Below are 7,975 nucleotides of genomic sequence, written 5' to 3' on the forward strand. Positions count from 1 at the left end.
GCGCCGCGCGCCCGCCGCGCACCACCATGCCCGCGGGCACCGCGGCGAGGACGAAGAGCACCCCGGCCGTCAGGACGTAGAGGTACACGCCGGTCGCCGTGCTCACCGGGGCGCCGTCGGCCACGACCCCGGGGATCTGGGTGGCCTTGAGGAGTTCGCCTCCGGCGAAGCTGAAGACGACCGAGCCGAGGGCGAACATGACCGACACCAGGCCGGAGACCGTGCCCTGCCGTTCCGGCGGTGCCAGGCTGGTCGCCAGGTTGTAGCCGGACGTCGAGATCGCGCCGGCGGCCATGCCGACCAGGGCCCCGCAGGCGACCGCCAGCGGCAGGACCGACACGCCGACGAGCATCATGAGGGTCGCCGCCGCACCGACGGCGATGGCGGCGAGGAGGGGCCGTGCGGCGCCGAACCGCCCCGCGACCCATCCGGCGAGGGTGCCGCCGACCATGATGCCGAGCGAGGGCGCGGCGAGCAGGACCGCCACCGCGCCTCCGTCGCCCAACCCGTAGCCGAGTCCCAGCTCGGGAGGCACCTGGGCGACGATGCTCGTCAGTTGGAGCATGCTCCGGAAGGAGCCCGCGGCCAGGACCAGGGCCAGCAGCGTCAGCAGGACCGGTCGGCTGAGGGCCCGGATGTCGATGATGGGTTCGGCGATCCGCAGGGCCAGGACCGCCCAACCGGCCAACGCGGCGACACCGGCCGCCAGCAGCACGACCATGCCCGCGGACAGCCACCCGGCGTCTCCGCCGAGGCTGACGTAGGCGAGCACGGAGCCGAGGCCGCCGCCCAGCAGGAGCGCCCCGCCCACGTCGATCCGGCCGGCGCCGCGGACCGGCGACTCCGGGATGAGGGCACGCACGCAGAGCGCGGCCGCCGCGGCGAGCAGCGCCGCCACGACGAACACGCTGCGGTAGCCGAACAGGTCGATGACCGGCACCATCACGAACGGTTCGATGATCCCGACGATCGCCGATCCCGACGTCACGAGCCCGATCACGGGCATGGCCACCCGCGGGGCGCAGATCTGGAGTACGAGGGCGACCGTGATGAAGATCGCGGCCAGGGCTGCCCCCTGGAGGAAGCGCCCCACCAGGAAGATCCAGACGTTGGGGGCGACGAGGCAGACCAGCGCGCCCGCGCACGCGGTCACCAGCGTGACGACGAGCAGCCGCCGCTTGCCGAAGACGTCGGAGCTCTTCGCGAGCAGCGGCGACCAGATGGCCCCGGCCAGCATCGCGCTCGCGTTCAGCCACGCGGCCTGGTCGGTGTCGAAGTGCTCCAGCAGTTGGGGCAGGACCAGCAGGGGGGAGGCGATGGCCACGTCGGCCAGGACGTTGGCGAGGATGAGAACGGCGACCCAGAGGACGAGTCGCCCGCTCCATCGGTGCTCCGGGGTGTCGGCAGCGGACTCTTCCGGCGTGTCCTTCACATCTATCCTCTCCGGCGCGCCTTTCCGGCGCGTCAGGGGTCGGGAACTCCTCGCGTCGGGGTTCAGCGTGTGCCGGTGTCCGCTGCCCGCAGGGCCTCGTCGCGGGCGGCGATGGCGGCCCAGCTGGTCGGCAGTATGCGGTCGCGGCCGCGGTCGACGCTGGCCTGGGCGAAGGTGACGTAGGGGCGCTGCCGGACCTCGTACCGCTCGAACGCGGCGGTGTGGTCGCCGCCGCACCGGTCGAGTTCCTCGGCGAGGATGTGCGCGCCGGTGAGCGCGAGTGAGGTGCCCCGGCCGGAGAGGAAGGCCGGGCTGTACCCGGCGTCGCCGACGAGGGCGACGCGGCCGCGGTGCCAGGAGGGCAGGTGGATCTGGCTCGCGGAGTCGAAGAAGAAGCCGGGGTCGGCTCGGACCGCGTCGAGCAGCTCCGGGATCCTCCACGACCGGTGCCCGGCGAAGGCGTCGATGACGATCTTCTTCTGGGCGTCCAGGTCGTGGCGGTCGTAGTCGAGCGGTTCCGAGCGGAACTGGAAGACCGCGACGGCCCTGTCCTTGTACCAGAAGGTGCCCGCCATTCGGCTGGGGACGTTGTGTATCGAGTTGACGCCCTCGGACCGGGCCTCGCCGGGCAGGGCGGCGAGCGCGATGTAGACACCGAGGTGGCGGAGGTAGTCCTCCTCGGGCCCGAACACCAGCCTGCGTACCGCGGAGTGCTGGCCGTCGGCACCGAGCACGAGGTCGTACCGCCCGGTTCGACCGGAGGCGAAGCGCACTCCGACACCGTCGCCGCCGTCGGCCAGCTCCGCGATCGAGTCGCCGAAACGGATCGCCGCGGTGCCGGGGAGCGCGTCGGCGAGGACGCGCACGAGGTCCTCGCGGAGGATCTCGATGTCGTCGTCGGAGTCGCTGATCTGGGCGATGGGGATGCGGCCCACCGGTTCGCCGTCGCCGTCGACGAACCAGGTGGACTCGGTCATCCGCAGCCGTCGCTTCCGGATCTCGGCGAGCAGGCCCATCCTCTCCACGGTTCGGACCGCGTCACCGCGGATGTCGATGGGTGTGCCCGCGAGGCGGAGGCCGTGGTCGTACTCGACGACGGTGACGTCGTGGCCGCGGGTGCCGAGTTCACGCGCGGCGGCGAGGCCGGCGATACCGGCTCCGGAGACGAGGATGTTCACGGGATGTGCTCCAGGTGGGTCTGGGCGGACGTGCCGGTCGGATGGGTGGCGGTGCTCCGGAGCAGGGGAGGGGGCGCGGCAGCGCGGTCGGCGCAAGGGTCGCGGTACCTGGCAACTAAAGCAACTATTTGTTGCTTTAAGAAAGCCTACCCACGGTCGGCTTGCACCGCAATGCCGCGCCTGGCGACAATCGGCACCCGAGCAGAGAACAGGAGGTGGGCGTGGAGATGGCCGACGGGACCGCTGACCGGCCGCCCGCACGGCGCCCCGGCGGCCGCAACGCGCGGGTGCGGGCGCGGGTCCTCACCGCGACCGCCGAGCTCGTCGCGCGCGACGGCGTCGTGGGCTTCCGCTACGAGGAGGTCGCCGAGCGCGCCGGTGTGCACAAGACCAGCGTCTACCGCAACTGGCCCGACCGCGAGGAGCTGGTCGTCGACGCCGTACTGAGCTACGCCGAGAACCTCGCGTCGGTCGCCGACACCGGTGACCTCCACCGGGACCTGGCGGACTTCCTGATGGGCCTCGCCGCTGGCCTGGAGACGCCTTTCGGCCGGACGCTCGAACAGGCCGTCCAGCCCGCCCACCAGAGCCCCGCCGTCCGGCAGGCGCTGTCCAGGGTCCTCGACCAGCGCGTGGCCGTCATGCGGCGGCGGGTGGACACCGCGGTCGAGCGGGGTGAGCTGCCCCCGGTCGACAGCGCCTTCCTCGGCGAGATGATCTCCGGCCCGGTGCACCTCATCCTCAACCGCGGCCTGCGCGCGTTCACCCGCGCGGACGCCGAGCGCATCGTCGCCGTGGTCCTCGCCGGTATCCGCGCCACGGCCCCGCACGGCTGAGGCGCGCGACCGGCCCGGGGCGGCGGGGAGGGCCGGATCCCCGATCCGCCGTCTCCGGTGGCTTCCGCGCACACGCCGGGGCTTCGGGAGGTACTGTGCGGATGACTTCGGATCGGGGGGGAGCGGCCATGTGGGCGGTACTGGGTATCTGCGGCAGCCTGCGCCGGAACTCCCACAACGCCGCACTGCTGCGCCTGGCGGGCCGCAGCAACCCCGACGTCTCCGTGGTCGGCGGTGACCTGGCCGGACGCCTGCCCCTGTTCAACCCCGACTTGGACGACGACGGGGACCTGCCGGAGGTCGTCACGAGGTCCCGGTCCTGCGCCGACCGGGCCGAAGGCGTGATCATCGCGACCCCCGAGTACGCGCACGGCCCCTCCGGGGCCACCAAGAACGCCATGGACTGGCTGGTCGGCTCCGGAGGGCTCGCCGGGAAGCCGACCCTCCTCATGAGCGCGTCACCGGGACAGGCGGGCGGTATGCGCGGCCACCTCGCGCTGATTCCCACGCTGACCCTGATGGGGAGCGTCCTGGTCGACTCGGTCACGGTCTCCGGGGCCCCCAGCCGGGTGGACTCCCGTGGTGAGTTCCGTGATCCGGCGGTGCTGGAGCGGGTCCGGCTGGCCATGGACGAGATGGCCACGGCGCTCTCCTACTCCCGGCGGAAACAGGCGGCGGCCCCGCTCCTGGAGTAACCCCGCTCCTCCGTCCGCTCCGCGGGCGGCGGGCCGTCGCGCCCCGGGCCGGACCCGCCCCGCTGACCGTGGGCGTGAACGGCGCGCTCCAGCCGCCCGGACCGGTGTCCCGCGCGCGCTCCGACCTGACCCGCCCCGACCCGCGCACGGACGCGGCAGGCGCCGCCGACCGGTCCTGTCCGAGACGTGGGGGCGGTGTGACTCCTGTGAAACAGGGAACCTCCTACTTCCCCCCTCTCGTCCAACACATCGAACTACGGAGTGAAGCCAGCGTGCGCATCCACCAGACCATCCCCCGCATCGCGGCGTCGGCGCTCATCGCCGCCCCCGTCCTCGCCCTGGGCGCCCCGGCCCAGGCCGAGCAGACGACCGGCTGCCTCAGCCGGGACGGCGCCACCGTCGAGGAGGCGCGGGTCACCGAGGAGGTCCCGCAGGAGATCCTGCGCAGATCCGGGTTCGTCATGACCGTGGACCGCTTCACGCGGGAACTGTGCGCGGCGTCGGGCCCGGAGGAGGCGAGCGCGGTCGTCGAACGCCACGGCGACGCGCTCTGGCGCGAGGCGGTGGACCGGGTCCAGGGCAACGCGAGGGTCGAGGGGAGCCTGAGCGCCGGGGACGACCGTCCGGTCTACTGGGCCCGGCTCGCCATGACCTCGGCCCTCAACCGCTGGCAGCCGGACTTCGAGCTGAGCGAGGCCGACCGCGCCGGGCTCGTGGCCGACATGGACCGCCGCTCCCGCGGCCACGACGACACCCACTTCGCCGAGGTCCCCGGGGAGCCCGAGGCCCTCCACGTCGTCGTGACCGGGTTCGACCCGTTCCGCCTCGACAACGACATCCGCCAGGCCAACCCCTCCGGCGCGGCCGCCCTCGCCCTGGACGGGGCGGTGATCGAGACCGACGCCGGGGTCGCGGTCGTGGAGACCATGCTCTTCCCGGTGCGCTGGCGCGACTTCACCGACGGCATGGTCGAGGAGGCCCTCCTGCCGCACTACACCGGCGACCGGCCGGCCGACACGGTCATCACCGTCAGCCAGGGCCGACCGGGCCGGTTCGACCTGGAGGCCCACAACGGCGCCTGGCGCGGTGGCGCCGCGGACAACGAGTCGGTCGGCACGGAGGAGATGGTCCCCGTCCCCGACGGCGTCCCCACCGTCACGCCGCAGCCGCAGTGGTCGGACTCCTCCCTCGACCACCCCGCGATCGTCGAGCAGACCAGCGGCGCGCCGTTCCCCGTGGTCGACAACACCACGGTGACCGAGATCCCCGAGGGCGGGACCGAACCGGTGGTGCGCGTGGACGGGCCCACGCCCGGCTCCGAGGCGCGGGCCGGAGGCGGAGGCGACTACCTCTCCAACGAGATCGCCTACCGCAACACCCTGCTGCGCGACGCCACCGGCCTGGACATCCCCGCCGGTCACGTGCACACCCCGGTCCTGGACTTCGGTCCCGGCGACGGCGTCACCGGCCCCGAGTTCGAGCGGAACCGCGCGGCGATCGTCGGTCAGGTCGAGGACATCGTCGCGGCCGCCGCCCGCGGGTGAGGCCCGGGGAGCGGGCCTTCCCCGGCGCGCTCCCACCACCGCGTCGTCCGTTTGGGGCCCGGCCGTCCCGTAGCCGGACACGGCGCTCCGGCGGGCCCCGGCGGCCCCCGCGGGGTTCGGCGGCGGGGCGCTTCGGGCGCTCGCGCCGCCGCCCCGTGGCCGGGAGTCCGGGGGTTGGCAGGCGTACCGTGGGGAACGGGCGTCGGCGTGGCCGGTCCGGTCAGGCTCCCGGTCCGGTGAGGAAGTCGCGCACCAGCGCGTTGACCCGCTCGGGCGACTGACGGTTGACCCAGTGCCCGTGGCCCTCCAGCATCTCCAGGCGGGAACGGGGAACCCGTTTCGCGGCGGCCACGGTGTGCCTGGGGTGCACGCCGACGTCCCGGTCCCCCTGGACGAACAGGGTGGGGCAGCGGATCTCGCCCAGACGGGGGCGCAGGTCCACGTTCATCCGCCACGGGCCGATGGAGGCGTTCTGCCAGTCGGAGGAGCCCGCGCCGTTGGCCCGGACCTCGGGCATGATCTCCCCGACGATGTCGTCGAAGTCGTCGACCGGACCCGCGAACAGGCTGGTGCGCGCGAACCGGGCCACCCTCTCGCGGCTGCGGAACAGCCACGTGGGCAGTGTGCGGTTGAGCAGGCGGCTCCTGGCGGTCAGCCACAGCAGCTGGTGCGCCAGGGGAGGGAACGAGATGATCCCGGCCGGAGCCAGGGCGACGAGCCGGTCCACCCGTTCGGAGTGGTCGATGGCGTAGGCCAGGGCGATCGCGCCGCCCTGCGACAGGCCCACCAGGGAGGCTCGTTCGACCTCGAAGCGGTCCAGGACCGCGGTGACGCATGCGAGCATCCGGGTGTGGTCGGCGGTGCCGTTCCAGGGCCTGCTGTGCCCCTGCTTGGGCCAGTCCAGGGCGAGGACCCTGTGGTCGGGGGCCAGGGCCGGGATCATGTGGCGCCAGCTCAGCAGGGCGTTGTCCAGGCCGGCGCCGCTCAGCAGCAGAACGGTGCTCGTGCCCCGCCCCGCGGTGATGACGCTGAGGGCGCCCTCGGGCTGCTCGACGCTGACGCGGGGGAAGGGGTCCGACGGCGGAGGGTTCACGGGTGCCGATCGCTCCTCTCGCGTTCGCTCCGCCACCGCGAGAAGAGCGGGGGCAGCTCGGACTCCAGGAATCCGTAGAGTTCGTGGACGTTGGCCAGGCGTTCGCGGCGCTCGTCCGGGGCCTCCCGGAGCATGCTGAGACCGCGCTCGGTGACCTCGCGAAAAGCGGCCGTCTGGGCGTACCTGCGCTCCAGCATCCGGCTCCAGCCGTTCGCGGCGATGCGGAAGTACTCCTGACGCTGCCCGCGCCTGCGCACTCCCTCGACCAGGCCGCTGGGGGTGAGCAGGCGCGTGGCGCTGCTGATGGAGCTGCGGCTGACCTGGAGGGTCTGTGCGAGCTGGGCGGCGCTCTGTTCCGGTGGATCGCAGATCAGCAGCCAGCCGACGACGCGCCCGGCGATGAGGGGAAGGCCCTCGTGCTCGAAGAACACGGCGACCTCGTCGACGAAGGCCAGTTCGTCCTCTGGGGGTTCGCCCGGGGGTTCGCTCATACGACGATATTACAGTCATTGCAGTAACAACTGCAATGAAAGGATGCCGCGAGGGCGCGGTCGCGACGGGCCGCGGCCCTGCGGGGGAGCGCGGAAGCGGCCGGGACCGCGGGCCCTCCCGGCGGTCCCGAGCCGTCGGGACACCGGACGGTCCCCGGGCCCCGGGGCGTTCTCCGATACGGTCCGTCCGACTCGGGCGCGTCTCCGCGTCCGCCGCGGGGCGTGTTGGTGTACTCGAGACCATCGGCGTCAACCGACGACAAGGAGTGACATGGCGTTCTCGGAGAAGCAGCAGGCGGTCCTGCGCAAACCGGCGTTCGGACACGTGGCCACGCTCGGCCCGGACGGCTCCCCCCAGTCCAGCCCCGTGTGGATCGACTGGGACGGCGAGTTCCTCAGGTTCAGCCAGACCACGACGCGGCAGAAGCTCCAGAACCTCAGGCGCGACGGCCGGATCTCGGTCTCGGCCACCGACCCCGACGACCCCTACATGTACGTCGAGGTCCGCGGCGTGGTCGACCGGGTGGAGGAGGACCCGGACAAGGCCTTCATCAACGAGATGGCGCAGAAGTACCTCGGAACCCCCTACCCGTGGGACAGCCCCGACGAGGAGCGTGTCATCGTCTACGTCCGGCCGGAGCGCTTCGTCGGCCGCTAGGGCGTGCTCGGCGGACGCGTACCCTGCTGCGCGACGGGAGGCACCCCC

At 72.9% G+C, this 7,975-nt stretch carries 8 protein-coding genes; 4 read left to right on the plus strand and 4 right to left on the minus strand.

Going from position 1 to position 7,975, the window contains the following annotated elements:
* Both DQW06_RS17255 and DQW06_RS17260 read right to left on the minus strand, forming a co-directional pair.
* The coding region (locus tag DQW06_RS17255) for an MFS transporter (protein ID WP_157983469.1) at positions 1–1,432 on the minus strand (1,432 nt) is incomplete at its 3' end.
* Positions 1,433–1,494: 62 nt separating this feature from the next.
* Complete coding sequence (locus DQW06_RS17260) at positions 1,495–2,610, minus strand: FAD-dependent monooxygenase (protein WP_013155466.1); 1,116 nt, start codon at positions 2,608–2,610, stop codon at positions 1,495–1,497.
* A 227-nt stretch (positions 2,611–2,837) separates the two neighbouring features.
* On the opposite strand from DQW06_RS17260, the gene DQW06_RS17265 reads away from it, so the two are divergent.
* The 3 genes from DQW06_RS17265 to DQW06_RS17275 all read left to right on the plus strand — a co-directional run bounded on the left by DQW06_RS17265 (position 2,838) and on the right by DQW06_RS17275 (position 5,685).
* Positions 2,838–3,446 carry a TetR/AcrR family transcriptional regulator gene (locus tag DQW06_RS17265; RefSeq protein WP_117198917.1) on the plus strand — a complete coding sequence of 203 codons (609 nt, stop codon included), beginning with the start codon at positions 2,838–2,840 and terminating at the stop codon, positions 3,444–3,446.
* A 101-nt stretch (positions 3,447–3,547) separates the two neighbouring features.
* Positions 3,548–4,141 carry an NADPH-dependent FMN reductase gene (locus tag DQW06_RS17270; protein ID WP_232833056.1) on the plus strand — a complete coding sequence of 198 codons (594 nt, stop codon included), beginning with the start codon at positions 3,548–3,550 and terminating at the stop codon, positions 4,139–4,141.
* 272 nt (positions 4,142–4,413) lie between these two features.
* Positions 4,414–5,685, plus strand: a complete 1,272-nt coding sequence (locus DQW06_RS17275) for a pyroglutamyl peptidase (protein WP_117198916.1) — start codon at positions 4,414–4,416, stop codon at positions 5,683–5,685.
* A gap of 220 nt (positions 5,686–5,905) precedes the next feature.
* On the opposite strand, the gene DQW06_RS17280 is transcribed toward DQW06_RS17275, so the two are convergent.
* Both DQW06_RS17280 and DQW06_RS17285 read right to left on the minus strand, forming a co-directional pair.
* Entirely contained in the window at positions 5,906–6,778 is an 873-nt protein-coding gene (locus DQW06_RS17280) for an alpha/beta fold hydrolase (protein ID WP_013155462.1), read from the minus strand.
* The gene (locus tag DQW06_RS17285) at positions 6,775–7,269 is read right to left on the minus strand and encodes a GbsR/MarR family transcriptional regulator (protein WP_013155461.1); all 495 of its coding nucleotides are present in this window, start codon (positions 7,267–7,269) and stop codon (positions 6,775–6,777) included. The genes DQW06_RS17280 and DQW06_RS17285 overlap by 4 nt, the downstream gene beginning before the upstream one ends.
* Before the next feature lie 271 nt (positions 7,270–7,540).
* Here DQW06_RS17285 and DQW06_RS17290 point away from each other — a divergent pair, with 271 nt between their 5' ends.
* Entirely contained in the window at positions 7,541–7,927 is a 387-nt protein-coding gene (locus DQW06_RS17290; RefSeq protein ID WP_013155460.1) for a PPOX class F420-dependent oxidoreductase, read from the plus strand.
* Positions 7,928–7,975: the final 48 nt, after the last annotated feature.

The organism is Nocardiopsis sp. TNDT3, assembly GCF_003427465.1.
Taxonomy (GTDB): domain Bacteria; phylum Actinomycetota; class Actinomycetes; order Streptosporangiales; family Streptosporangiaceae; genus Nocardiopsis; species Nocardiopsis dassonvillei.

What these genes read in the sequence shown, in the direction of transcription:
- DQW06_RS17265 (WP_117198917.1), top strand. Translation starts at nt 2,838, where the DNA reads ATGGCCGACGGGACCGCTGACCGGCCGCCCGCACGGCGCCCCGGCGGC.
- DQW06_RS17270 (WP_232833056.1), top strand. Translation starts at nt 3,548, where the DNA reads ATGACTTCGGATCGGGGGGGAGCGGCCATGTGGGCGGTACTGGGTATC.
- DQW06_RS17285 (WP_013155461.1), bottom strand. Translation starts at nt 7,269, where the DNA reads ATGAGCGAACCCCCGGGCGAACCCCCAGAGGACGAACTGGCCTTCGTC.
- DQW06_RS17290 (WP_013155460.1), top strand. Translation starts at nt 7,541, where the DNA reads ATGGCGTTCTCGGAGAAGCAGCAGGCGGTCCTGCGCAAACCGGCGTTC.